25 protein-coding genes and 1 tRNA gene are annotated in these 23,057 nt (G+C 70.8%); 17 read left to right on the forward strand and 9 right to left on the reverse strand.

Going from position 1 to position 23,057, the window contains the following annotated elements; all coding sequences use genetic code 11:
- The coding region (locus tag ACTWPW_RS55795) for a TetR/AcrR family transcriptional regulator (RefSeq protein WP_443173794.1) at positions 1-503 on the reverse strand (503 nt) is incomplete at its 3' end.
- Between the two features lie 51 nt (positions 504-554).
- Here ACTWPW_RS55795 and ACTWPW_RS55800 point away from each other — a divergent pair.
- The gene (locus tag ACTWPW_RS55800) at positions 555-2,774 is read left to right on the forward strand and encodes an ATP-binding cassette domain-containing protein (RefSeq protein WP_443173795.1); all 2,220 of its coding nucleotides are present in this window, start codon (positions 555-557) and stop codon (positions 2,772-2,774) included.
- On the opposite strand, the gene ACTWPW_RS55805 is transcribed toward ACTWPW_RS55800, so the two are convergent.
- Positions 2,737-3,516: a putative hydro-lyase gene (locus ACTWPW_RS55805; protein WP_375108979.1), complete on the reverse strand. Its 780-nt coding sequence runs from the start codon at positions 3,514-3,516 to the stop codon at positions 2,737-2,739. The genes ACTWPW_RS55800 and ACTWPW_RS55805 overlap by 38 nt on opposite strands.
- 58 nt (positions 3,517-3,574) lie before the next feature.
- Here ACTWPW_RS55805 and ACTWPW_RS55810 point away from each other — a divergent pair, with 58 nt between their 5' ends.
- Positions 3,575-5,209, forward strand: a complete 1,635-nt coding sequence (locus ACTWPW_RS55810; RefSeq protein ID WP_375108978.1) for a sodium:solute symporter family protein — start codon at positions 3,575-3,577, stop codon at positions 5,207-5,209.
- Positions 5,206-5,367: a hypothetical protein gene (locus tag ACTWPW_RS55815; protein ID WP_443173796.1), complete on the forward strand. Its 162-nt coding sequence runs from the start codon at positions 5,206-5,208 to the stop codon at positions 5,365-5,367. Before ACTWPW_RS55810 ends, ACTWPW_RS55815 begins: the two co-directional genes overlap by 4 nt.
- Before the next feature lie 30 nt (positions 5,368-5,397).
- Here ACTWPW_RS55815 and ACTWPW_RS55820 read toward each other — a convergent pair whose 3' ends face one another.
- Positions 5,398-5,808: a winged helix-turn-helix transcriptional regulator gene (locus ACTWPW_RS55820; RefSeq protein ID WP_443173797.1), complete on the reverse strand. Its 411-nt coding sequence runs from the start codon at positions 5,806-5,808 to the stop codon at positions 5,398-5,400.
- A 58-nt stretch (positions 5,809-5,866) separates the two neighbouring features.
- Here ACTWPW_RS55820 and ACTWPW_RS55825 point away from each other — a divergent pair, with 58 nt between their 5' ends.
- From ACTWPW_RS55825 to ACTWPW_RS55840, 4 genes are all read left to right on the forward strand, one after another.
- A complete protein-coding gene (locus ACTWPW_RS55825; protein ID WP_375108975.1) occupies positions 5,867-6,820 on the forward strand; it encodes an NADP-dependent oxidoreductase in 954 nt (317 codons plus the stop codon).
- 67 nt (positions 6,821-6,887) lie between these two features.
- Positions 6,888-8,162, forward strand: coding sequence for an AAA family ATPase (locus ACTWPW_RS55830; protein ID WP_443173798.1), 1,275 nt, complete (start codon positions 6,888-6,890; stop codon positions 8,160-8,162).
- Positions 8,159-9,316 carry a vWA domain-containing protein gene (locus ACTWPW_RS55835; RefSeq protein ID WP_443173799.1) on the forward strand — a complete coding sequence of 386 codons (1,158 nt, stop codon included), beginning with the start codon at positions 8,159-8,161 and terminating at the stop codon, positions 9,314-9,316. The genes ACTWPW_RS55830 and ACTWPW_RS55835 overlap by 4 nt, the downstream gene beginning before the upstream one ends.
- 131 nt (positions 9,317-9,447) lie before the next feature.
- Complete coding sequence (locus tag ACTWPW_RS55840; RefSeq protein WP_443173800.1) at positions 9,448-10,149, forward strand: hypothetical protein; 702 nt, start codon at positions 9,448-9,450, stop codon at positions 10,147-10,149.
- 18 nt (positions 10,150-10,167) lie between these two features.
- Here the strand turns inward: ACTWPW_RS55840 and ACTWPW_RS55845 are convergent, their stop codons facing one another.
- Both ACTWPW_RS55845 and ACTWPW_RS55850 read right to left on the reverse strand, forming a co-directional pair.
- Complete coding sequence (locus ACTWPW_RS55845; RefSeq protein WP_375108971.1) at positions 10,168-10,404, reverse strand: hypothetical protein; 237 nt, start codon at positions 10,402-10,404, stop codon at positions 10,168-10,170.
- Complete coding sequence (locus ACTWPW_RS55850; protein ID WP_375108970.1) at positions 10,401-10,628, reverse strand: DUF6158 family protein; 228 nt, start codon at positions 10,626-10,628, stop codon at positions 10,401-10,403. The genes ACTWPW_RS55845 and ACTWPW_RS55850 overlap by 4 nt, the downstream gene beginning before the upstream one ends.
- Before the next feature lie 96 nt (positions 10,629-10,724).
- On the opposite strand from ACTWPW_RS55850, the gene ACTWPW_RS55855 reads away from it, so the two are divergent.
- The 6 genes from ACTWPW_RS55855 to ACTWPW_RS55880 all read left to right on the forward strand — a co-directional run bounded on the left by ACTWPW_RS55855 (position 10,725) and on the right by ACTWPW_RS55880 (position 14,825).
- Positions 10,725-11,657 (forward strand): LysR family transcriptional regulator, encoded by a 933-nt coding sequence (locus ACTWPW_RS55855; RefSeq protein WP_375108969.1) that lies wholly within the window; start codon positions 10,725-10,727, stop codon positions 11,655-11,657.
- An 84-nt stretch (positions 11,658-11,741) separates the two neighbouring features.
- The gene (locus tag ACTWPW_RS55860) at positions 11,742-11,975 is read left to right on the forward strand and encodes a hypothetical protein (protein ID WP_443173801.1); all 234 of its coding nucleotides are present in this window, start codon (positions 11,742-11,744) and stop codon (positions 11,973-11,975) included.
- Positions 11,976-11,997: 22 nt separating this feature from the next.
- Complete coding sequence (locus tag ACTWPW_RS55865) at positions 11,998-13,185, forward strand: S1 family peptidase (protein WP_443173802.1); 1,188 nt, start codon at positions 11,998-12,000, stop codon at positions 13,183-13,185.
- Positions 13,186-13,224: 39 nt separating this feature from the next.
- On the forward strand, positions 13,225-13,476 hold the full coding sequence (locus ACTWPW_RS55870; RefSeq protein WP_443173803.1) for a hypothetical protein: 252 nt from the start codon (positions 13,225-13,227) through the stop codon (positions 13,474-13,476).
- A 345-nt stretch (positions 13,477-13,821) separates the two neighbouring features.
- A tRNA-Ile gene (locus tag ACTWPW_RS55875) sits at positions 13,822-13,895 on the forward strand.
- A 408-nt stretch (positions 13,896-14,303) separates the two neighbouring features.
- Positions 14,304-14,825 carry a hypothetical protein gene (locus ACTWPW_RS55880; RefSeq protein ID WP_443173804.1) on the forward strand — a complete coding sequence of 174 codons (522 nt, stop codon included), beginning with the start codon at positions 14,304-14,306 and terminating at the stop codon, positions 14,823-14,825.
- Here the strand turns inward: ACTWPW_RS55880 and ACTWPW_RS55885 are convergent.
- The 3 genes from ACTWPW_RS55885 to ACTWPW_RS55895 all read right to left on the reverse strand — a co-directional run bounded on the left by ACTWPW_RS55885 (position 14,783) and on the right by ACTWPW_RS55895 (position 17,771).
- The gene (locus ACTWPW_RS55885) at positions 14,783-15,271 is read right to left on the reverse strand and encodes a hypothetical protein (RefSeq protein WP_443173805.1); all 489 of its coding nucleotides are present in this window, start codon (positions 15,269-15,271) and stop codon (positions 14,783-14,785) included. The genes ACTWPW_RS55880 and ACTWPW_RS55885 overlap by 43 nt on opposite strands.
- 114 nt (positions 15,272-15,385) lie before the next feature.
- Entirely contained in the window at positions 15,386-16,804 is a 1,419-nt protein-coding gene (locus ACTWPW_RS55890) for a multicopper oxidase family protein (protein ID WP_443173806.1), read from the reverse strand.
- A gap of 472 nt (positions 16,805-17,276) precedes the next feature.
- Positions 17,277-17,771, reverse strand: coding sequence for a pentapeptide repeat-containing protein (locus tag ACTWPW_RS55895; protein WP_443173807.1), 495 nt, complete (start codon positions 17,769-17,771; stop codon positions 17,277-17,279).
- Between ACTWPW_RS55895 and ACTWPW_RS55900 the strand changes: the two genes are divergently transcribed.
- On the forward strand, positions 17,704-18,207 hold the full coding sequence (locus ACTWPW_RS55900) for a transposase (protein ID WP_443173808.1): 504 nt from the start codon (positions 17,704-17,706) through the stop codon (positions 18,205-18,207). The genes ACTWPW_RS55895 and ACTWPW_RS55900 overlap by 68 nt on opposite strands.
- Positions 18,204-18,518: a hypothetical protein gene (locus ACTWPW_RS55905; RefSeq protein ID WP_375118204.1), complete on the forward strand. Its 315-nt coding sequence runs from the start codon at positions 18,204-18,206 to the stop codon at positions 18,516-18,518. The genes ACTWPW_RS55900 and ACTWPW_RS55905 overlap by 4 nt, the downstream gene beginning before the upstream one ends.
- Positions 18,519-18,680: 162 nt before the next feature.
- On the opposite strand, the gene ACTWPW_RS55910 is transcribed toward ACTWPW_RS55905, so the two are convergent.
- Positions 18,681-19,190, reverse strand: a complete 510-nt coding sequence (locus ACTWPW_RS55910; RefSeq protein WP_443173809.1) for a site-specific integrase — start codon at positions 19,188-19,190, stop codon at positions 18,681-18,683.
- Between the two features lie 370 nt (positions 19,191-19,560).
- Here ACTWPW_RS55910 and ACTWPW_RS55915 point away from each other — a divergent pair, with 370 nt between their 5' ends.
- Both ACTWPW_RS55915 and ACTWPW_RS55920 read left to right on the forward strand, forming a co-directional pair.
- Positions 19,561-22,266, forward strand: coding sequence for a LuxR C-terminal-related transcriptional regulator (locus ACTWPW_RS55915; RefSeq protein WP_443173810.1), 2,706 nt, complete (start codon positions 19,561-19,563; stop codon positions 22,264-22,266).
- A gap of 71 nt (positions 22,267-22,337) precedes the next feature.
- Positions 22,338-23,030, forward strand: coding sequence for an alpha/beta hydrolase (locus ACTWPW_RS55920; RefSeq protein WP_375118207.1), 693 nt, complete (start codon positions 22,338-22,340; stop codon positions 23,028-23,030).
- Positions 23,031-23,057: the final 27 nt, after the last annotated feature.

Here is a 23,057-nt window from a genome sequence, read left to right on the forward strand (position 1 = left end):
ATCGGCCCGGCGATCAGGCTCGCGGCCAGCGCCAGGCCCTCCTCGCCGGCGGCGTCCGGATGCAGCTCGCCGCGCTCGACGGCGTCCCTGATCAGCGTGGCGAAGTGCTCGTGGATGGCCAGGGCGGGCGCGTACGACTCCGGCGACGGGGTGAATCCGGGCACCGGCCGCCAGAACAGGAGCTGCGCGAGCACCTGGTTGTCCATGATCCACCGGGCGCCGGCCTCCAGCGAGGCCCCCATCCCGCGCAGCCCCGGCTCCCCCGGCCCGCGTACGGCGGCCAGATAGCCCTCCTGCCCGAGCTTGAACAGCGCGTCGTAGACCGCGTGCCGGGACGGGAAGTACTTGTACAGCGAGGGCGGCCGCACCCCCAGCCGCCTGGCCACGGTCGCCAGGCTCAGCCCCGCGACCCCCTCCTCCGCCATCACGTCGAGCGCGATGCGCAGGATCTCGGCCTGCGTCTCGGCTCTCCGCCGGGCCCGGCGGTCGGGAATGTCTGCCATGCCGGATAGCTTAAGCTAATAGTAGTAGCCAAAGCTATGGGAGGTAGGCACGTGTCGCGCGACATCGAGCTGACCGGACTGCGGCAGAACAACCTCAAGGACGTCTCGCTGCGCCTGCCCAAGGAGCGGCTCACGGTGTTCACCGGCGTGTCGGGCTCCGGCAAGTCGTCGATCGTGTTCGGCACGATCGCCGTCGAGTCGCAGCGACAGCTCAACGAGACCTTCAGCGCGTTCGTCCGGAACCGGCTGCCCAAGCACGAGCGGCCCCGGGCCGAGCGCATGTCGAACCTGACGGCGGCCGTCGTCGTGGACCAGAAGCCGGTCGGCGGCGGGGCCCGCTCGACGGTGGGCACGATGACCGAGGTCCAGGCGCTGCTGCGGGTGCTGTTCTCGCGGCGCGGCGAGCCGTCGGCGGGCCCGGCCACGGCCTACAGCTTCAACGACCCGCAGGGCATGTGCCCGGGCTGCGACGGCCTGGGCCGGACGGTCGAGCTGGACCTCGACCGGCTGATCGACCCCGAGCTGTCGCTCAACCAGGGCGCGCTGGCCCTGCACCCGGTGGGCACGGCGCCGTGGCAGATCTACGCCGCCTCGGGGCTGTTCGACCCGGACAAGCCGCTGCGCGAGTTCACCGGTCGGGAGCGGGAGCTGCTGCTGCACGGGAGCGGGTTCAAGGTCAGGCGGGGCGAGTACATGAGCACCTACGAGGGCGTGGTGGTCCGCTTCGACCGGCTCTACCTCAAGCGGGCCCGCGAGCAGGTGGACGCCGAGGCCCGGCCGTACGTACGCGAGCGCACCTGCGGGGCCTGCGGCGGCGCCCGGCTCGACGCCGCCGCCCTGGCCTCCCGGATCGGCGGCCGCAACCTGGCCGACTACGCCGCGATGGAGGTCACCGACCTCATCGAGGTGCTCGAACGCCTCGGTGACCCGGTCGCGGAGGCGGCCGTGGAGTCGTTGCGCCGGATCGACGCCATCGGGCTGGGCTACCTCAGCCTCGACCGCGAGACGCCGACGCTGTCGGGCGGCGAGGCGCAGCGGCTCAAGACCGTGCGCAACCTGGGCAGCAGCCTGACCGGCATGACCTACATCTTCGACGAGCCCAGCGTCGGCCTGCACCCGCGCGACGTGCACCGCCTCGGCGACCTGCTGGTGGAGCTGCGCGACAAGGGCAACACGGTGCTGGTGGTCGAGCACGACCGCGACCTGATCACGCTCGCAGACCACGTCGTCGACCTGGGGCCGGGCGCGGGCGCCGACGGCGGGCGCGTGGTGTTCGAGGGCACGGTGGCCGGGCTGACCTCGGGCGGCACGCTGACCGGCCGCATGTTGCGGCGCACGACCGGGCTCAAGGAGCGCGTGCGCGAGCCGTCCGGGTGGCTGACCGTGGCGGGCGCGAGCGCCCACAACCTCAAGGACGTCACCGTACGCGTGCCGCTCGGCGTGCTCACCGCCGTGACCGGGGTGGCCGGGTCGGGCAAGAGCACGCTGATGCGGCAGGAGCTGGTGGCTCGGCACCCGGGGACCGTCCTGATCGACCAGTCGGCCATCGCCGCCTCCGCCCGCTCGACCCCCGCCACGTACCTGAACGCGATGGACCCGCTGCGCAGGATGTTCGCCGAGGCCAACGGGGTGGCGCCGGGGATGTTCAGCTTCAACTCGGCCGGGGCGTGCCCGGTGTGCAAGGGGCGCGGCGAGATCAGGACCGACCTGGCGTTCATGGACCCGGTGACGCGGGTGTGCGACCTGTGCGGGGGCAGCCGGTACAACGCGGAGGCGCTGTCGTACACGGTGGGCGGGCGGACGATCGCGGACGTGCTGGCGATGACGGCGGACGAGGCGGCGGCGGCGTTCGACCTGCCGGGCGTGGCCCGGCTGGGCGAGCTGGGGCTCGGCTACCTGACGCTCGGGCAGCCGCTGAGCACGTTGTCGGGCGGGGAGCGGCAGCGGCTGAAGCTGGCGCACCGGCTGCGCGAGCACGGTCAGGTGTACGTCTTCGACGAGCCGACCACGGGCCTGCACATGGCCGACGTCGACACGTTGCTGGCGCTGCTCGACCGGCTGGTGGGCGAGGGCAACACGGTGATCGTGGTGGAGCACGACCTCGACGTGGTCAAGCACGCCGACTGGGTGATCGACCTCGGTCCGGAGGCCGGGCAGCACGGGGGCAGGGTGGTGTTCGAGGGCACCCCGGCCCAGCTGACCGAAGCATCCACCTACACGGCGAAATATCTCGTCAAGTCACTAGATAGTGGTCGTCGCGGACGTCCATGATCGCCATATGGCCCGGCAGGTGGCCGATCGCGTACTCGACGCCGCTGGCCAGCACCGCCGCCTGCGGCGTCACCCCGCAGGCCCAGAAGAGCGGCACCTCCCCCGCCCGCACCTCCACGGGGTCGCCGTAGTCGGGCCGGGCCAGGTCGGCGATCCCGATCCCGGCCGGGTCGCCGGTGTGCACGGGCGCGCCGTGCACCATCGGGTAGCGTCCGCTCACCTCGACGGCGGTCTTCACCAGCTCGCCGGGCACCGGCCGCATCGAGACGACGAGCGGGCCCGACAGGCGGCCGGTGGCCTCGCAGGGCACGTCGGTGACGTACATCGGCACGTTCGTGCCCGCCTCCAGGTGCCGCACCGGCACCCCGGCGGCCAGCAGCGCCCGCTCGAAGGTGAAGCTGCAGCCGATGAGGAACGGCACCAGGTCCGCGCGCCACTCCGCCACCACGTCCCCGACGTCGGCGACCGCCGCGCCGTCGCGGTAGAGGCGGTAGCCGGGCAGGTCCGTACGAAGGTCGCCGGTGAACAGCGTGGTGGACCAGGCGCCGGGCTCCCCCACGTCGAGCACCGGGCACGCCTGGGGGTTGCGGTGGGCGAACAGCAGCAGCTCGTACCGCAGCTCGCTGGGCACGGCGATGAGATTGGCCTGGGCCCAGCCCCGGCACCAGCCGGCGGTGGGCCTGCGCTCGCCGGCGCGGAAGCGCTCCCGCGCCTGGGCGGGACTCAGATCGGCGACATCCACCCTCTGACAGTAAAGTGAGCGGCGTTCACCGGTCCACCTTCGGGGTAGCGGGGTGGCCGTGCGACTCGACGTGAACCTCCTCGACTACGTCCTCATCGCGATCTACTTCGCCACCGTGCTCGCCATCGGGTTCGCCGCACGAAAACGGATCAGCTCCAGCCTGGACTTCTTCCTGGCCGGGCGCGGGCTGCCGGCGTGGATCACCGGCCTGGCGTTCGTGTCGGCGAACCTGGGCGCGATCGAGATCCTCGGCATGGCGGCCCAGGGCGTGCAGTACGGCGCGATGACGCTGCACTACTACTGGATCGGCGCGGTGCCGGCGATGGTGTTCCTCGGCATCGTGATGATGCCGTTCTACTACCGCTCGAAGGTGCGCAGCGTCCCCGAGTTCCTGCGCAGGCGCTTCAACGGGGCCACCCAGCTGCTGAACGCGATCACGTTCGCGGTCGCGCAGGTCCTCATCGCCGGGGTCAACCTCTACGCGCTGGCGCTGGTCATCGAGTTACTGCTGGGCTGGCCGCTGGTGGTCTCGGTGGTGGTGTCGGCGGTGATCGTGCTGACGTACATCACGCTCGGCGGGCTCTCCGGGGCGATCTACAACGAGGTCCTGCAGTTCTTCGTGATCCTCGCCGGCCTGATCCCGCTCACCGTGCTCGGGCTGATCAAGGTGGGCGGCTTCTCCGGCCTGTTCGAGAAGGTACGCCAGAGCACCCTCGGCGAGGGCGGCCTGCACACCTGGGCGAACACGGCGACCGGTGACAACCCGATGCAGGCGCACTGGATCGGGATCGTGTTCGGGCTGGGGTTCGTGCTGTCGTTCGGCTACTGGACGACGAACTTCGCCGAGGTGCAGCGGGCCCTGTCGGCCAGGAACACGAACGCGGCCCGGCTGACGCCGATCGTCGCCGCGTTCCCGAAGATCCTCATCCCGCTGGTGACGGTGCTGCCCGGCCTGATCGCGCTCGTGCTGTTCAGCGGGTGGGGGCAGCAGCGGGAGTACAACTACGCGATCCCGGTGCTCATGGGCGACCTGCTGCCGAACGGGGTGCTGGGGATCGCCGTGACCGGGCTGCTGGCCTCGTTCATGGCGGGGATGGCGGCCAACATCAGCGGGTTCAACACGGTGTTCACCAACGACATCTGGCAGGCGCACCTCGCGCGGGACCGCGACGACAGCCACTACGTGCGCGTGGGCCGGATCGCGACCGTGGCGGGCGTGGCGCTGGGGGTGGGCACGGCGTTCATCGCCGCCGGCTACTCCAACATCATGAACTACCTGCAGACGCTGTTCTCGTTCTTCAACGCGCCGCTGTTCGCGACGTTCATCGTGGGGCTGCTCTGGCGGCGGATGACGCCGTGGGCCGGGTTCTGGGGGCTGCTCGCCGGCACGGTGGCCGCCTTCGCCTCGTACCTGTCGTACAAGGCGGGGCTGGTGGACTTCGGCACCGAGCTGAACGCCAGCTTCTGGGGCGCGGGCCTGGCCTTCTTCGTGGACGTGGTGGTGTCGGTGGTGGTCACGCTGTTCACCACGCCGAAGCCGGCCGAGGAGCTGCGCGGGCTGGTGTACGGGCTCAGCGCCGTGGACCTGGAGGACGACGCGCTGGCCGGGGACGCGCGGTGGTACCGCTCGCCCGTGCTGCTCGGCACCGGCGCGGTCGTCCTGGCGGCCTTGATGTACGGGGTGATCCTGTGAGCGACATCCGGATGATGATCGGCGGGCTGTTCCTGCTGTACGGCGTGATCCTGATCGTGGTGGGCGCCCTGGGCAGCGCGATCAACCTGTGGACGGGCCTGGCCATGGCCGTGTTCGGCGGCGCCTTCGTGGCGTGGGCCCGGTTCAGACGGCTCTGACCGGCTCCTCGGCCCGCTCGTCGTGGGCGTTCAGACGGCTCTGACCGGCTCCTTGGCCCGCTCGTCGTACGCCTGCCGGGCGGCGTGCACCTGGTCGGCGTGCTCGCCCGCCCAGGCGCCGATGGCCTGGAGGACGCCGATCGCGCTGCGGCCGAGGTCGGTGAGCTCGTAGTCGACCCTGGGCGGGATCGTCGGGTAGACGGTGCGGGTGACCAGGCCGTCGCGCTCCAGGGTGCGCAGGGTCTGCGACAACATCTTCTGGGTGATGCCGTCGAGCATCCTGCGCAGCTCGTTGAACCGCCTGGACCCGTCGAGCAGCGCTCCCATGACGAGCCCGGTCCACTTGTTGGTGAAGATGTCGAGCACGGTGCGGGGCTTGCACGCCTGGAGGAAGGCGTCGGCGCCGCCGAAGCTCCGGAGATCGGGAAAGGTGGTATCCATCAGGTACCTGAATACCAAACAGGTGCCTTCTTCACAACAGGTACCTCGGGTGACCAGCATGGATCCCGTGACAGAGAACATGCGTGCGATCGTTTACCGTTCGTTCGGCGAGCCCGAGGTGCTGGAACTGACCGAAGTGCCGCGGCCGGAGCCGCAGGCGCACGAGGTACTGGTACGGGTGAAGGCCGCCGGGGTCAACCCGCCTGACTGGAAGCTGCGGCGGACCCCGTACCCGCCGGACTACACCACGCCCCCGCTGACCCCCGGCTGGGACGTGTCGGGCGTCGTCGAGCAGGTCGGGGCCTACGTCGGCCGGTTCAAGCCGGGCGACGAGGTGTTCGGCATGCTCAACTTCCCGCTCTACGCCGGGGCCTACGCCGAGTACGTGGTGGCCCGGCCGCGGCAGTTCGCGCTCAAGCCCGCCGGGATCGACCACGTGCGGGCGGCGGCGCTGCCCATGCCGGGGCTGACGGTGTGGCAGGCGTTCTCCGACATCGCCGACGTCTCGCCGGGGCAGCGGGTGCTGGTGCACGCCGCCGGGGGCGGGGTGGGGCACCTGGCCGTGCAGCTGGCGAAGCTGCGCGGGGCGTACGTGATCGGCACGGCCCGTGGGGCCAAGCACGAGTTCGTCCGGGGGCTCGGGGCGGACGAGGTGATCGACTACACCGGCGTGGACTTCGCGTCGGCGGTGTCCGAGGTGGATCTCGTGGTGGACATCGTGGGCCGGGACTATCCGGCCAGGTCGCTGCCGCTGATCCGGCCCGGGGGCGCGTTCATCGGCGTGTCGGGGATGACGCCCGAGGACGTGGCCGCGTACACGGAGGCCGGGCTGCGGCACAGCGTGCTCGTCGTGGAGCCCGACCACGCGGGGCTGGCCGCGCTGGCCGAGCTGGTGGCCGACGGCAGGCTGGCCGTGCACGTGGACCAGGTCTTCCCGCTGGCCGAGGCCGCCAAGGCGCAGGCGCTGATGGAAAGCGGCGACTTCGTCGGCAAGCTCGTGCTGGAGATTTGACATTCCACCTCGCGTCAACCTACGTTGACCCTAGCTTGGTCAATCAAAGTTGACGGGGGTGTGTTTCGTGGACGCGTTGTCCCTCGCGGTGGCGGCGAACCTGCCGGTGATCCTCTGGGGCTCGCCCGGGACCGGGAAGACGTCGGCCGTGCTGGCGCTCGGGGAGCGGCTCGGACTGCCGGTGGAGGTCGTGGTGGGCTCGATCAGGGAGCCGAGCGACTTCGCCGGGTTGCCGGTGCTGCGCGACGGGCGGACCTGGTTCGCGCCGCCGCGGTGGGCGGAACGGCTGGCGTCGGCGGGGTCGGGGATCCTCTTCCTGGACGAGCTGACCACCGCGCCGCCCGCCGTCCAGGCCGCGATGCTGCGGGTGGTGCTGGAGCGGACGGTCGGGGACCTGACGCTGCCGCCCTCCGTGCGGATCGTGGCGGCGGCCAACCCGCCGGAGCAGGCCGCCGACGGGTGGGACCTGTCGGCGCCACTTGCCAACCGGCTGATCCATCTGGACTGGAAGGTGAGCGCCGCCTCGGTGGCCGAGGGGTTCACCGGCGGGTTCGCCGCGCCGTCGGCGCCCGATCTCGTGCTGGGGGCCGGGGAGATCGGGCGGGCTCGGGCGCTGGTGGGGGCCTTTCTGCGGGTACGGCCTGAGCTGGTGCTCGCCGTACCGGAGGGGGCGGGGCGGGCGTGGCCGAGTCCCCGTACGTGGGAGCTGGCCGCCACCGCCCTGGCCTGCACCTCCCCCACCGCCCTGGCCTCCACCTCCGCCCTGGCCTGCACCTCCGCCACCGTCTTGCGCACCGGCCCCGCTCACGCTTCCGCGCCCAGCCCCGCCTCCGGCGCCTCCGAGACGGACACCCCCTTCGGGGCGACCCCGGCCCGCACCTCGCGGACGAGCGCCCTCTCCGGCTCGGCCCACGCCTCGGGGACCGGTGTCGCCGAGGGCGGGGGCTTCGGGGTGGGGCCGGCCGAGGCGGAGCGGGTGCGGGCCGAGCTGGTGGTTGGTGCCGTCGGGGAGGCGGCCGGGTTCGAGCTGCTGTCCTGGCTCCGAGACCTGGACCTGCCCGACCCCGAGACCCTGCTCGCCGATCCCACCGCCCCACTGCCCGACCGCGTGGACCGGGTGCACGCCGTGCTCGGGTCGGTGGTGGCGCACGTGGCCGCCGACGGAGGTGCGGACTCGTGGCAGCGGGCATGGGCGCTCATCGCGCGGGTGGCCAGGCGCACCCCGGACGTGGCCGCCAGCGCCGCCCGCTCCCTCGCCGCCCGCCGCCCGCACGGCGCGACCCTGCCGTCCACCGTCCTGGACCTCGCCCCGATCCTCCGCTCCGCCGGGCTGATGCCATGAACCGCCCGGAAGACCACGAACGGGCGGCGGGCGAGCGGTTCGCCGGGGCGCGGTTGTGGGCGGCCGCGCGGGCGCCGTACCTGGCCTCGGCGCTCTTCGCCCTGACCCCCCTCGTCCACGACGCCGCCCCGCCCCGCCTCCCCGCCGACGAGCACTGGAACGTGCACGTGAACCCCGCGGCCACCGCCGCCACCCCCGTGCCCGAGCTCGGCTGGTGGCTGCTCCACCAGGTGGGCCACCTGCTCAGGGACCACCACGCCAGAGCAGAGCCGTACCGGGAGCCGGAGCCGCGCCTGCGCTGGGCCCGGGCCGCCGACGCCGAGATCAACGACGACCTCGCGGGCGACCTGGAAGACACCCCCGGTGACGCCATCTCCCCCGAGGCGCTGGGCCTGCCGGACGGCCTGCTCGCCGAACGCTACGCCGAGCTCCTCGATCTCATAGACGTCCCGCCCCACCTGACCGCGTGCGCCCGGCCCCCGTTCACCGGCCCGAGCGCGATGACGGCCCTGGAGCGCGAGCTCCTGGCCAGAGCCGTGGCCGCCGAGATCGAGGCGCGGGGCACGGCCCCCGCCGGCTGGCGGCGCTGGGTCGAGGCGACGCTGCGCCCCGAGGTGGACTGGCGGGCCAGGCTTGCCCGGCTCGTCAGGAGGGGCCTGACGCTGGCGGCGGGCCGGGTGGACTACAGCTACACCCGGCCGTCCAGGCGGGCGGCGTCCGTGCCGTCGATCGTCCTGCCCGCGCTGGTACGCCCGCTCCCCCGGATCGCCGTCCTGGTCGACACCTCGGGCAGCGTCACCCGTACCGAGCTGGCGCAGGCCCTCGGCGAGCTGGACGGCGTGCTGCGGGCGGCCGGGAACCGCCAGGTCGACGTGATCTGCTGCGACACCGAGGCCCACCCGGCCCAGCGCGTACGTGCCGCGGCCCGGATCGAGCTGGCCGGAGGTGGCGGCACGGACCTCAGGCCGGGATTCGCCGCGGCCGCCGCCACCGGAGCCGACCTGCTGATCGTGCTGACCGACGGCGACACGCCGTGGCCGGACCGGCGCCCCCGTCCCCACGTCGTGCTCTGCCTGTTCGGCGACCGCCACGCGGCACCGCCCTGGGCGAACACGGTCCGCCTCCCGCCCCACCCCGCGGACGCCGCCGCATGACGGAACACCCCTGCCCGCGGAAGCCGCCGCATGACGGAACACCCCGCCGCACGGGACCGGACGACCTCAGACGCGGCGGCACGCCGGCCGGATACCCGCAACGGGCAGGGTAGATAGGGAAGGAGCTCGGTGTGGCACGGTGGGACGGTTCGGAGGAGGGCTTCACCCAGGGAGAGGTGCGGCGGTGGCGGGCGGCCGGGTTCGGGCCCGAGGAGGCGGCGGCCTGGCGCGCGGCCGGTGTGACCGCGCCCGCCGACGCCCGGCTCTGGCGTACCGCCGCCGCCACCCCCGACACGGTCATCGCCTGGCAGCGGGCCGGCATGACGCCGGTGGAGGCGGTGCGCTGGCACGAGCTGGGCGTCGCCCCGCATGACGCGGCCCGCAGGCACCTGGCCGGCGAGCGACCGCGCCGGGTCCCCTTGCTGGCCCGGCTGGCCGCTCCGGAGCCGGCCGCCGAGCCCGACCCCGCGCTCGCGGAGGCGTTGCGGCGGTTGCTGCGCGCCGGCGTGCCCGCGGACGTGGCCCGTGCCTACGCCGACGCGGGCTGGCCCGGCGCCGAGGCCGAGGAATGGGCGCGGCGCCGGGTGGACCAGGGGGACGCGAGGGTGTTCAGGGCACTCGGGTTCACGGCCGCGGAGGCGGCGCGGACCGGGCTGCCCGCGGTGGAGGTGCTGGCCGCCTGGTGGGGCGCCGTCCCCTTGGCGGAGGTGGCGACCTGGTGCGCGGCCGGGTTCACGCCGGAGGAGGCGGCCGGGCAGCGGGCGGCAGGCGTCACGGCGGACCGGGCACGCGTGCTCCGCGCGCTGTCGGCCTTCGGCCCCGACCCGGCCTGACCCGCGTACGGCCAAGCCTCAGTATTCGACCTCGAACGTGTGCGGCCCCAGCCCGTACCCGTCGCCCTTCGGCACCACGTACCCGTGCTCGACCAGCGTGGCCAGGCTCGCCCGCACCTCCTCCTCGGTCAGCCCGGAAGATCGCACCAGGCCCGCCAGCCCGGCGCCGCCGGACTCGACCACCTTGGACGCCACGGCCTCGTACACGTGGATGTCCACGTCCGACAGGGCCTGGACATCATGACCCTCGGTCATGAGCGTTGCCTCGCTCCCTCCCTCAACCGGAGGGGATCGACCTCGCGATCCGGGTTGCGGCGGAGATATTCCGCCTCCAGCTCGCTGGTTCGGGCGGTGTGCATGGACAGCGCGTCGTCCGACCCGTGGAAAAAGGTATCGCTGCGGGTGAGGTGCAACTGGCGCAGCTCGCGTACGAGATCATCGTCGCTGAGCTGGGCAGCATCTATTCCCATCGTCGTCATGGGCTCCCCCTACCCCAGGAACCCTCAAACAATATCTGTCACATTTCCTGACATTTAGCCATTGTTTGTAAGAGATCGCCGCCTTACCTTCCCGTTATGGACCTCGAGCTCAGGCACCTCAGGATCGTCCGCGCGGTCGCGGACGCGGGAAGTGTGAGCAAGGCCGCGTCCCTGCTCGGGCTGGCACAACCAGCCCTGACCGCACAGCTCAAGCGTATCGAGAGGGTGCTCGGCGGCGCCCTCTTCGAGCGTGACCGTCACGGCGCCAGGCCCACCCGCCTCGGCGAACTCGTGCTCGCCCGGGCACGGGTGCTTCTCCCCGCAGCCAAAGAGCTGCAGGACGAAGCCGTACGTTTCGCTCACGCCCCCTCCCCCGGCTTCCGCATCGGCGCCACCAACGGGCCGATACTCGGCGGCCTGGTCGACCGGCTCGCCGCGGAGCGGACGGTCAGCACGTACACGTCCTGGTCGACGCACGAGCTGAACAGCATGGTCGAGCTCGGCCGCCTCGACTACGTGCTGACCGGCGCCTGCGGCGACTCCGGCACCCCCACCGGCACGCTCCTGTGGGAGACGATCAGCAACGACCCCGTCTTCTGCCTGGTCGCGGAGGATCATCCCGTCGCCAAGGAGAAGGAGGTGGCCCTGGCCGACCTGGCCGGGGAGCAGTGGGCAGTGACGCCGGGCGACGGCTGCTTCGCGGACTGCTTCGCGATGGCGTGCGCGCGGGCGGGTTTCACGCCTGGCACGATCTACGAGACCGACGTACCGACCTGTGCCCATCTCGCGCAGGTCGGCCGGGCCGTCGTGCTCTGCCAGGCCACCCACCAGGCCGCCCAGGGCCTGACCATGGTGCCGCTGGTCGGCGCGCCGCTGCGCTGGCGGCAGCTCCTCGGCCGGCATCCCACCGCCCCCGAGGCCTCCTGGGTGGTGGCGCAGGCGAAGCAGGCCCACATGGACGCGGTACGCCGCAGTCCCGTCTATTACGACTGGCTGGTACGTAACCCGGGTTACGGCACCGCTCCATAACACGGTGATAGGGGCAAAGTAGTACTCCTCCGTTTCCTGGCTCGCCGTTACCGTGACGGCACCCCCAGCAGCGAGGAGACAATCATGCTCCGGACCCCGGCGCTGATCGCGATCGCGATCGGCGCGTTAGTCATGACGGCAACCCCTGCCGTCGCCACCGCGAAACCGCCGTCCGGCGTGGTCGACGCCGTGCAGCGCGACCTCGGCATCACGAAGGAGCAGGCGCTCAACCGCCTGGCGAACGAGGCCCGCGGCAACGCCGCCGCGCCCCGGCCTGAGCAAGAGGCTCGGCGACCGCTATGCCGGAATCTGGTATGAGGGCGCCGAGAGCGCGCTGGTCGTGGCCAGCGTCGACGCCGCGGACACGGCCGAGATCACCCGCGCCGGCGCCCGGGCCGCCATCGTACCTCGCTCGTTCGCCCAGCTCAGCGCGGTCAAGGAGGGTCTGGACCGGACGGCGCCACCGGGCACCGTACACAGCTGGGCCGTCTCACCCCGGGACAACTCCATCGTCGTCCTGACCAGCGACGAGCAGGCCGCCCGATCCTGGGTGGCCGCCAGCGGCATGGACGCCGCCGCCGTGAAGTTCGAGCAGTCGGCCGAACGCCCGCGGTTGTTCTACGACATCCGGGGCGGGGACGCGTACTACACCTCTGAGGGCTACCGCTGCTCGGTCGGCTTCGCGGCCAGGCGCGGCACCCAGCTCGGCTTCACCACCGCCGGCCACTGCGGCTCCAACGGCGTCACCACGACCGGCTTCAACCGGGTGGCGCAGGGCACGTTCCAGATCTCGTCCTTCCCCGGGAACGACTACGCCTGGGTGGCCACGAACTCCAACTGGACCGCCCCCGGCGTGGTGAACGGCTACAGCGCCGGCATCCTCCCCGTCCGCGGCTCGGCCGTCACCCAGCCCCAGGGCTCGATCTGCCGCTCGGGCTCCACCACCCAGTGGCACTGCGGCACGGTCACCGCGCTCAACTCCACCGTCAACTACCCGGAGGGCACGGTGTCGGGCCTGACGCGTACCACGGTGTGCGCCGAAGGCGGGGACTCGGGCGGCTCGTTCATCTCGGGCGACCAGGCCCAGGGCATGACGTCGGGCGGCTCGGGCAACTGCTCGGTGGGCGGCACCACGTACTTCCAGCCCATCGGCGAGATCCTCTCGACGGGCGGCCTGACGCTGGTCACGGCCGGCGGCACCGACCCGCCGCCGCCGGGATGCCAGGGGTACGAGGAGACGTACAGTGGGTCGCTGAGCTCGAACCAGAGCGCGTACCAGCCGAACGGCTCCTACTACCAGGCGACGGTCTCGGGCACCCACGCCGCCTGCCTCGACGGGCCGAGCGGCGTGGACTTCGACGTCTACCTGCAGAAGTGGAACGGCTCGACCTGGTCCGTGGTGGCCAGGGGCGACAGCCCGAACCCTGACGAGACGATCAGCTACAGCGGTACGTCCGGGTATTACCGGTATCGCGTGCACGCTTACAGCGGCTCCGGCTCGTACACGCTGGGCCTGAACCGTCCATAACCCGCCTCAGCTCGGCCCGATTCGGCTCGGCCCGGCTCGATGCGGCCCGGCTCGATGCGGCCCGGCTCGATGCGGCCCGGCTCGATGCGGCCCGGCTCGATGCGGCCCGGCTCGATGCGGCCCGGCTCGATGCGGCCCGGCTCGATGCGGCCCGGCTCGATGCGGCTCGACTCGATGCGGCTCGGCTTGGGAGGCGGGCGCGAAACGCCCGCCTCCCCTTCCTCGCCGGTCGGGCTCTGGAGGCGGCACGGATATGGGACCGCGAACCGGCACTCGGTGCTCTACCACTGAGCTACACAGCCGAAGCCGCGGCGGGACTCGAACCCGCGACCACCCCATGGGAAGATGGATAACCGACCCGCTTCGACCCGTGCCGCCACCAACCCCGACCAACCCCCCGAACCCTAACCGGACCCTTCCCCCACCACACCCCATTTTCCTGCCGACTCCCGGCACCCTCGAGATTAAGATCGACTTGGGCTCCACTCACGGGGCTTGGCATGGAATGATGTCGGCGGAGACCTGTCTCCCGTTCAGCCGGGCACCACGACCGGATCCGATGCTCTAGCCTTAGCTTGCACGGAGCCTCGACAAGATCCTCTCGTCGCCTTGCGGTGCGCCGTACAACTCAATCCAGGGGCGGTAGCTCAGCCGGTCAGAGCATCGGACTCATAATCCGTGGGTCGTGGGTTCAAGTCCCACCCGCCCTACTCACCAATACCGCGTTCGACCTGGGGTTTCTCGGTTTCCGCCGGCCTCGAATCGCGCTGTTGATCATGGTTGGTTGCTCGGTGGTTGCTCTTGTGTATGGATCGTGTACGACGGTAGATCATTTCGAGGGCTATCGTCAGTTCAGACCCCGGTGACGACCATCAGAAGATCAAGCCAGAAGGCCTGCACGGCCTCGCCGGTCAACAGTGGCCTCAGGCGAGATCAAGCCTTGGCCAAGCCGGCTCGCCTTGCTCACCAGGTCTTTCTGACCAGCAGATTAAAGATCCGCTGCTTCTCGCAGCGAGCCGCTCGCCTGTAGGTGCCGAAAACCCTATCCATGGGCTGTGACCTGCCGGTTCTCGACACAGCTGAAGACCACGAGGCGGGGTACGCCAGGATGATGCATCGTGCTGCTGCGACTGCCCTACCTAGCGCTCACGAGCCTGTTCGCCGTCGTACGGCTGCTGCCGATGAGCGACACCAACAAGGACATCGAGATCTTGGCGCTGCGCCACCAACTCGTCGTCCTGCCACGTCAGATTGACAAACCCCGCCTCACCCGATCCGACCGGGCGTTCCTCGCCGCTCTGCTCCACCGACTCCCTCGGCTCAGGCTGCGGCAGCTCCACCTGATCGTCTCCCCCGAGACCGTCCTACGCTGGCACCGCGACCTACTACGCCGCCACCACGCCAAGGCATCCCGCCCGAAAGGGCCTGGCCGACCGCCCACCCACCGCCGCATCCAAACCCTCGTCCTGCGCCTGGCCCGGGAGAATCCGAGCTGGGGCTACCGGCGCATCCATGGCGAGCTGGCCATGTTGGCAATCAAGATCGCCCCCTCCACGGTATGGGAGATCCTCCACCGCAATGGGATCGAGCCCGCACCTCAGCGCGGGGGGGTCGGGGACTGCTGCGGCACCGGCGGCTGAGTCGTATCAGAGGTGTGCTCGGGGTGGAGCTTGACGGGGTGGATCAGGATCGAGGTCGAGGCGCGACGCAGCAGCTCGACGTTCTTGAAGCCGGTTGCGTGGTCGATGGTGACTTTGACGCACTTGATGTGGACGTCGTGGTGTCCGGGCTCGGCGAAGCGGGAGATGGAGATGGCGTGCTTGCCGAAGCCGCGGTTGGAGAGGTTGACTCCTGCCTCGCGGAAGGAGCGCCAGGAGCCCTTCAGGGTGAACGCGGTGGAGCCGACCACTCCGCGGTTGGCGCGGGCGGGACATTTCATCAGGACGCGGAGAACGTCCCTCTGGTGCAGCACGCGTGGCATGACGCGGAAGGACGACAGTTTGCGCAGCGGCGACGGCGGCGGCCCGTTGTCGTGGCGGACGGCCGCAGCGGGAAGAGCCTGGACCGTCAGAAGGGCGATCGCCACCGCCGTGCATCTCACAGGCCGCACTTGCTCTCTCCCCCCGCCATCGTGATCAGGTCGTTTCATTGTGGTGGCCCGATCATGTCGGGGAACGGTGCCACGCCGCGTAGCCCATGGTCAGCGGACGACTTCGAGGTTGGCCATCATGCCGTTGTCTTCGTGGTTGAGGATGTGGCAGTGGTAGGGGTACTTGCCGGTGAAGTTGTGGAATCTCATGCGGATGACGACTTGGCCGCGGGCGGGAAGTTGGACGGTGTCCTGCCAGCCGCGGAACGGGTACGGTCTGCCGTTGACGCTCATCAGCTGGAAGTCGTTGACGTGCACGTGGAAGGTGTGTTGTTCGTCGGCGACGTTGCGGACGACCCACTCCTCGGTGGTGTTGAGCTTGGCCCGTACGTCGATGCGGTCGGCGGCCCACTGTTTGCCGTTGATGTAGAACTGGCTGGTCTGGTCGTTCTCGGAGAAGGTGATGGTGCGCCGCTGGGCCAGGGGGTCGTGGCTCAGGTCGTCGATCTCGGCGAAGTCGGCCGGGAGGGCGGCCGGCCGCACGGGGTTGCCGGCGGAGTGCAGGGTGGCGAGCGTGGTCTGCGGGTAGTCGTCCCCGTCCGGGCCGGTGCTGTAGGCGGTGGTGATCAGCTGGGTCCGGCCGGGCGGAGGGCCTTGCACGAGGACGTCGTAGCGGCTGCCCGGTGGCAGGAGCAGCGCGTCGTCGCTCCAGGTGCGGTCGACCGGGTTGGCGTCCTGGGCCAGCACGGTGAAGCGGGCGCCCTGGAGTTGCACGTTGTAGGCGATGTCGGCGCCGATGTTGGCCAGGCGCCACAGCTGGGTCTCGCCGGGCCGAATGCCGATGATGGGGTTGACGAGTCCGTTCACGGTCCGGTTGGTGGGGGCGTTGCTGTCGATGTTGGCTGTGGGGATGACGCCGTTCTTGATCTGAACGTCCTTGAGCGCGATCAGCCGTTCGGTGATGCCGCGCAGGCCGGGCGGGAGGTAGCGCTTCAGGCCGTCGATGACGATCGCGCCGGACAGCCCGGCCAGCACCTGCGGCTCCGACAGCGGGTGCGCGTGCGAGTGGTACCAGTAGGTGCCGGGGGCGAGGTCCTCGCGCAGCCGATAGCTGTAGTGGTAGCTCTGTCCCGGCATGATGTGCAGGTAGATGTTGTCAGAATTGCCGCTCGGTGAGACGTGCCAGCCGTGAGTGTGCAGGTTGGTGTGCTCGCCCAGACGGTTGACCAGGGTCAGATCGAGCCGGTCGCCGGGCCGCAGGCGCAGGGTCGGCGGCATGTAGTGGCCGTTGTAGGTCATCGCCCGCACGTCCTGCCCGGCCAGCCGGACGGTGCGCCGCTCCACCACCAGCCGCACGCGCAGCAGGCCGTTGCTGCTCCTCAGCTCCTGCGGCTGGCGAAAGACCGGCTGAGCCCCCGCGGTCGGAGAGACCGGGCTGGCGGGCACGATCCGCATCGTGGCCGGGCCGGCGCAGCCCGTCGCCAGCACGAGCACCAGTCCCGACAAGGCGATGAAACGTGACAAGGACATGGCGCTCCTCCGACATGATGTGAGACGCCCGCGTCAATGCCCCGTGGGCCGCCCGCTCATACCCACCCGACCTGCATTTTCACCAAGATTGACCGGGCGCGGGTGGAGCGACTCAGAGCAGACGTGTAGGGGCGCACCAATCGCGCGTAGTGGGCAAGGCGGTCGCCGTGCCGGTCATGGGCGCGAGCCTCCGGCCGTGGGGTCGCCCCCGTAGCGGGCATTCGGGTTCGGCCGGCTTTTGGCGCCGGAGATGGTGCCCACCGCGACCGCAGCGTGACGGGCAGGCCAGTTCCTCATAGCCTGCGTCGGGCAGCCACACCAGGCCTCATACAGGTGCTCGGCGTCGCAGGGGCTGCCGCTCTCGTCGTCCACCTCGTCGCCGCGGATGAGCTCGCACGCCACGCCGTAGGCGGTGGCGCGGTCGACGGCGGCGCGCGCTTGGGCTAGTAGGATGGCGGCTCGCTAAGGAGCCCTATGTCAACCCCTCCGGCTCCGGGGATCCCTCGGGGGCCCCGCTCCCCGCCGCTGTCTCCCCCTCCGGGATGGCTGCCAGGCACAGCGTCTGCCACCCGTCCGCCCCCGCCGCCACCCGCCAGCCGGGCGGCCACACCCGCATCACGTCAGCGGCCGCCGGCGCCACCCGCACATCCCCCAGCTCCGCGCTGTCCAGTCCCATCGCCCCGCCAAACGTGGCGCTGCCGGTGATGGTCGCCTCGGTGAAGTTGGCGTCGCCGGTGAAGGTCACCACGCCGAAGTAGGCGTCGCCGGTGAAGGTCACCACGCCGAAGTAGGCGTCGCCGGTGAAGGTCACCACGCCGAAGTAGGCGTCGCCGGTGAAGGTCACCACGCCGAAGTAGGCGTCGCCGGTGAAGGTCGCCCCGCCGAAGTAGGCGTCGCCGGTGAAGGTCACCACGCCGAACCCGGTGGCACCGATGAAGGTCGCCCCGCCGAACGAGGACGCCGCCAAGCGCGTGCCGGGCAGAAAACGCGGCCTGGCGGTAGACGTGCTGGGGCTGGTCATCGCCGTGGTCATGCTTGCCGCCTCGGCACATGAGAACACCGCCGGGATCGCCCTGCTGGACCGGGTCGCCGCCACCATCGAGGGCACGGTGACCAAAGCGCTGGTCGACCAGGGCTTTAAGAACACGGTCGTCGCGCACAGCTCCGACCTGGGAATCGACGTCGAGATCATCGAACGCAACCCCACCGACAAGGGATTCGTCCCCCAGCCGAAACGATGGGTCGTCGAGCAGGCATACGGCATCTTGATGTTCCACCGGCGTCTGGTCCGCGACTACGAGTACCTGCCGGCCAGTTCCGAATCGCGGGTGTATTGGGCAATGACGGACGTGATGTCCCGCCGCCTGACCCATGGCCCCACCCCGCCATGGCGGTGGACATGACCGAGCCCGACGTGCGCCAGCCCGACCCCGGCGCCTGGCTCCTGGACCGGATCGACGCCCGCGAGCGCTCTGTGACCTGCCAGATCGAGCAGACCCAGGCGGAGATCGACACGCTTACCGCGCGTCTGAACGACCTCAGCCAGGCGATCGAGCACCTGCGGATCAGCCGCAAGACCCTCCTCTCCCTCGCCGAAGAGGACCTCGCACTGATCGAGCCCGTCGCGCCGCCGCCACCTCTCCCCGACCATTCCCGCCTACCAGCAGATTCTCACCGTCTTCGGCGAGGTCGACGGCTCCCTGCGCGCCCGTGACCTGGCCCTGGCCATGGACCTGCCCCTGAGCCAGAACAACATCCAGAACGTCCGCGCCAAGCTCAAACGCCTGGCCGTCCGCGGCATCCTCGTCGAGACCGAGCCGGGATTGTTCACCCAGCCGCGCCCGTGACACGAACGGCAAGTCTCCGGCCAGCCGACCTACCCCAACCCCACCGACGAAAGGGACATCAGCTCGCGGAACGCACTCTGAACGGTGAGGATCCGCGGCAGCTTCTTGGGCGCCTTCAGCGCGATCGCCCGACGTCGTTGTGGCTTGCCCTTGCTGATGTGATGGAGAAAGGGCTTCCATGCCGTACTTCGGCGGCCCGCCGGCTGCCAGGTCATCAGCAGCTCTCCCAGATCGACGCCGTGACGGGCGGCATGCTGATAGAACGCCGAGACCGCCGACAGCTTGCGGTTCACCGTGCTCTCCCCGCAGTGGTGTTCCACCGTCGGCAGGACCGTGACCTGCCCGTCGCGCGTATTGGGTGGCCGCCGTAGCCAGGCCACGAACTCCCCGACATCCTCCAGACGGACCTCGCGCCAGTCCAGCCCACGCTGCTCCAGATAGGTGAACCAGTCCTTCAGATCGTGGGCGTAGGCCTTGATCGTGTTCGGTGACCGTTCGATGTCGGTCAGATAGGCCAGATACCGCTCGATCGGCGGCACTGGGGCCGCGTCGTCACCCAGTACCGTCCACGATGTGACCCGCGAGGTAGGCACTGCTACCCGCTGAACATGCATCCGTACTCCAGGGGGATCTCCGTGATGGACGGGCGGTAGATAACCACATCCAGAGCGCAGGAGCGGGAGCCGAGCAGCCTTGTGGAGTACGTGAAGGACGCTGCTCAAGGAGCTAAAGATAACGAACGTTATCCCGCAACTCTGTCCGACCGGTAGGCGATGTGCATCCTCATCGGCGTCATGTGCAAGCTCCGCGCCCACGGCTGGGCGTAGGGTCAGATCCGTGAGTCCGATGTCGGGAGGGGAACCTCCTTTAGTCAACGCGCCGCTGATCTCTGATCCAGCCGGTTCGTTGATGGGACGCGAACGCGATCTCGCCCGGATCGGCGACTTCATGGACCAGGCTGCGATCCAGGGCGGCGCGTTCATGCTGTTGGGCGAGGCCGGGGTCGGCAAGTCCGTGATGCTGGAGGTCGCCGCGGCACGTGCGCTGGCGGCCGGACACACGCTGGTGCGCGCCTCCGGCTCCCAGTTCGAGGCCGAGGTGAGCTTCGCCGGCCTCCACCAGATCCTCCACCCGCTCCTGGCCAGCCTGCCACACCTGAACCCGGCGCACGAACGGGCCCTGAGCGTCGCTCTGGGGCTGGGGGACGGGGCCCCGCCCGGTCAGCTCCTGGTGGCCAACGCGGCTCTGCTGCTCCTGCGCCAGGCCGCCGCCACACGTCCGCTGTTGCTGGTCGTCGACGACATCGCGTGGCTGGACCGGGCCAGCGCCGCCGTGCTGGGCTTCGTGGCACGACGCCTCGCCGGCAGCCGGGCCGGGCTGCTCGCGGCGTCGCGCTCGGGCGAGGAGAGCTTCTTCGAACACGCCGTGCTGCCCGGGTACGAGTTGCAGCCGCTGACCGACGAGGATGCCGCAGCCCTGCTGAGAGCACGTTACCCGGCACTGGCACCGCGGGCGCGGCAGCGGCTGCTGGCCGACGCCCAGGGCAACCCGCTGGCCTTGCTGGAGTTGCCGGTGGCACTCGGTGACAGTCGACGGGCCTCCGGCGGCGCGCTGCCCCCGATCTTGCCACTCAGCGGGCGGCTGCAGGCGGTGTTCGCCGCTCGGATCAGGGATCTGCCCGCCGCCACGTTCAACCTGTTGCTGCTGGCCGCGCTGGACGGGACAGGCGACCTGACCGTCCTGCACGGGACGGACACGCTGTCCCCTGCGGAACGGGCCCGGCTGGTCCGGGTCGAGCAAGACAGGAGGCTGGTCTTCGGTCACCCCCTGATGGGCTCGGCGGTGGTGGAGATGTCGACGGGCGAGCAACGCCGCTCGGCACACCGACTGCTGGCCGAACGGCTCGCCGACCGGCCGGAACGCCGGGCCTGGCACCTGGCCGAGGCGGCAGAGGGCGCTGATGAGGAGGTCGCCGCCCTGCTCCAGGCCGTGGCGCACGCCAACCTGCGGCGCGGCGACGGCGTCCGCGCCATCACCCTGCTCTTGCGCGCGGCCGAGTTGAGTCCGGCCGACCCCGACCGGGCCGGACGGCTGGGTGAGGCCGCCTACCTCGGCGCGATCGTGAACGGTGACCTTCGGGACGCGCCGCACCTGCTGGAGCAGGCACGCCGGGCCGATCAGCGCGGCGAGTCGCTGGCCACCGCAGTCGCCGGCGCCTACCACCTGCTCAACGGCGACGGCGACGTGGACAGCGCGCACCGCCTGATGTCCGGTGCGATCGAGATGCTGCCCGATCCCGGTGACGCCCACAACAAGCCCCTCATCGAGGGGCTGTACACCCTGCTCATGGTGTGCTTCTTCGGCGGGCGAGCCGAGCTGTGGCAAGCCTTCCACCTGGCGATCGACCGGCTGCGGCCAGGGCCTCCGGAACTGCTGGACATCCTCGGCAAGACCTTCTCCGATCCGGCCCGCCTGGCGCCGCCGATGCTCGACCGGCTGGATGCCGTCATCGCGGGTCTGCATCAGGAGATCAGCCCGGCGCGTATCTCGCGCATCGGCATCGCCTGCGCCTACGTCGACCGGCTGGGACAGTGCCGCGACGGGTTGTGGCGGGTCATCGGCCACGGTCGCGAAGGCGGAGCGGTCACCTCGGCGATCGAGGCGCTGTTCCTGCTCGGTAACGACGCCTTCCTCGTGGGGCAGTGGGAGGAGCTGGAGCAGGTCGTCGACGAGGGCCTGGCATTGTGCGACAAGCACGGCTACCGGCTGCTGGCCTGGCCCGGGATCTACCTGCGGGCGATGCTGGCCGCCGCGCGAGGGCAGCAGGACACCGCCACGGAGCTGGCCGATCAGATGACCAGATGGGCGACGCCGCGCGGGGCCCGCGCGATTCAGCACTACGCCTGGCAGGTCAGAGCACTGACGGCCCTGGGCAGCGGTGATTTCGACGAGGCCTACCGGCAGGCGTCCGCCATCAGCCCGGCGGGGGTGCTGGCCCCGTACGTGCCGCATGCGTTGTGGACCGTCACCGACCTGGCCGAAGCCGCCTGGCGCAGCGGGCGCCGCGCTGAAGTGGCTGCTCATGCCGCCGCGGTGCGGCAGGCCGGGCTGGCCGTGATCTCGCCGCGGCTGACGATGGTCGCCGGTGCCTGCGCGGCCATGGCCGCCCCCGACGGCCGCTACGGCCGGCTGTTCGAGGCCGCCCTGGCCACCGCGGGCGCGGAGCGATGGCCGTTCGAGCGGGCCCGCCTGCAGCTCATCTACGGTGAACGCCTGCGCCGAGACAAAGCCACCGTCCGGGCCCGCACCCAGCTGGCCGCCGCGCTCGACACCTTCCGCAGCCTCAGCGCCGCACCGTGGACGGCCAGAGCGAGCACCGAACTGCGGGCCACCGGCCTGTCCATCGGGCCCGGCAGGGCCGCGGGGATGGCCGCACTCACCCCGCAGCAGCAGGAGATCGCCAAGCTCGCGGCGGCGGGGCTGACGAACAAGCAGATCGGCGAGCGGTTGTTCCTGTCCCCGCGTACCGTCGCCAATCACCTGTACCAGCTGTTCCCGAAGCTCGGTGTCACCTCCCGGGCCGCGCTCAGAGATGCGCTGAACCAAGTCAAATGACTCAATCGACACCTTCGCCCCGCGACCTAGCGTGAGTGCCCTCACGGTCTCATCGGCGAAGGAGCACAGCCATGACAATCCCGCGCATCGTCCTGGTCCACGGCGGGTTCGTGGACGGGTCCGGCTGGCAGAGCGTCTACCACCTGCTGAAGCAGGACGGCTACGACGTCGCCGTCGTGCAGAACCCGACCCTGTCGCTGGAGGGCGACGTCACCGCGACCCGGCAGGTCCTCGACGCCCAAGAAGGCCCGGTCGTCCTGGTGGGCCACTCCTACGGCGGAGTGGTCGTCACCGAGGCGGGCACGCACGACCAGGTGGCCGCCGTGGTCTACATCGCGGCCTTCGCCCCCGACAAGGGCGAGTCGGTCAACGCGCTGATCGCCGACCCGCCTCCCGGGGCGCCGGTCCCGCCGATCCTGCCGCCGGTGGACGGCTTTTTGTTCCTGGACCGCGAGAAGTTCCCCGCCTCGTTCGCCGCCGACCTGCCGGCCGAACAGGCCGCGTTCATGGCCGACTCCCAGGTTCCCTGGGGGGTGGACGCACTCGGCGGCGCGGTCGTCGAGCCGGCCTGGCGGCACAAGCCGAGCTGGTACCTGGTCGCGACCGAGGATCGGATGATCCCCCCGCCCGCCCAGCGGGCCATGGCCGAGCGAGCGGGCTCCACCGTGACCGAGACTGCCGGCAGTCACGCCGTCTACGTGTCCGACCCCGCCGCGGTGGCCGCGGTCATCCGCCAGGCCGCCACCGCCGTCTCCGTAGGTTGACCACGGTCCCGGCGCCCGGCCAGGCCG

This window comes from Nonomuraea sp. KM90 (assembly GCF_052246675.1).
Taxonomy (GTDB): domain Bacteria; phylum Actinomycetota; class Actinomycetes; order Streptosporangiales; family Streptosporangiaceae; genus Nonomuraea.

Bases quoted from the DNA above. Each gene is read 5' to 3' on its own strand.
- ACTWPW_RS55845 (WP_375108971.1), bottom strand. From the start codon at position 10,404: ATGACCGAGGGTCATGATGTCCAGGCCCTGTCGGACGTGGACATCCAC.
- ACTWPW_RS55920 (WP_375118207.1), top strand. From the start codon at position 22,338: ATGACAATCCCGCGCATCGTCCTGGTCCACGGCGGGTTCGTGGACGGG.
- ACTWPW_RS55850 (WP_375108970.1), bottom strand. From the start codon at position 10,628: ATGACGACGATGGGAATAGATGCTGCCCAGCTCAGCGACGATGATCTC.
- ACTWPW_RS55855 (WP_375108969.1), top strand. From the start codon at position 10,725: ATGGACCTCGAGCTCAGGCACCTCAGGATCGTCCGCGCGGTCGCGGAC.
- ACTWPW_RS55825 (WP_375108975.1), top strand. From the start codon at position 5,867: ATGGATCCCGTGACAGAGAACATGCGTGCGATCGTTTACCGTTCGTTC.
- ACTWPW_RS55915 (WP_443173810.1), top strand. From the start codon at position 19,561: ATGGGACGCGAACGCGATCTCGCCCGGATCGGCGACTTCATGGACCAG.
- ACTWPW_RS55820 (WP_443173797.1), bottom strand. From the start codon at position 5,808: ATGGATACCACCTTTCCCGATCTCCGGAGCTTCGGCGGCGCCGACGCC.
- ACTWPW_RS55890 (WP_443173806.1), bottom strand. From the start codon at position 16,804: ATGTCCTTGTCACGTTTCATCGCCTTGTCGGGACTGGTGCTCGTGCTG.
- ACTWPW_RS55905 (WP_375118204.1), top strand. From the start codon at position 18,204: ATGACCGAGCCCGACGTGCGCCAGCCCGACCCCGGCGCCTGGCTCCTG.
- ACTWPW_RS55860 (WP_443173801.1), top strand. From the start codon at position 11,742: ATGCTCCGGACCCCGGCGCTGATCGCGATCGCGATCGGCGCGTTAGTC.
- ACTWPW_RS55835 (WP_443173799.1), top strand. From the start codon at position 8,159: ATGAACCGCCCGGAAGACCACGAACGGGCGGCGGGCGAGCGGTTCGCC.
- ACTWPW_RS55870 (WP_443173803.1), top strand. From the start codon at position 13,225: ATGCGGCCCGGCTCGATGCGGCCCGGCTCGATGCGGCCCGGCTCGATG.